At 56.6% G+C, this 348-nt stretch carries 1 pseudogene; it reads left to right on the forward strand.

Annotated elements, in window-relative coordinates:
• Nucleotides 1-285, forward strand: a pseudogene (locus B1964_RS30845) (hypothetical protein); the annotation flags it as partial.
• Nucleotides 286-348 lie beyond the last annotated feature (63 nt).

The raw sequence follows: 348 nt of genomic DNA on the forward strand, positions 1-348 counted from the left end.
TTGCAACCACTGCTCGTCGATCCGACGAGCGTGGCGATTCAGGTCGCGATAGCTCATGCGTTGAACACGATCAACGAGCCGTACGATCATGATCTCTGGTATCGACTCACCGCTGCAGAGTCCGAAATCGGAGCGGAGCTGAACAGATTGACCCCGTTTAGCGACGAGAAGGCCCCCTCGCTCATCCGACTGGGAGCTGCTTTGAAGACAATCTCCGACTTGATGGACTTCATGCTCCAGCACAACCTGACTCCCCCCGGGCTGCCTTCCCCCGCGAATACTTAGCCTCGATCCACCGATTTGCTTGTGATCGGTCGGTGAGGGATAAACGAAATGCCCTGTCTGAGG

Source organism: Gordonia sp. i37, from assembly GCF_002043085.1.
Lineage (GTDB): Bacteria > Actinomycetota > Actinomycetes > Mycobacteriales > Mycobacteriaceae > Gordonia > Gordonia polyisoprenivorans.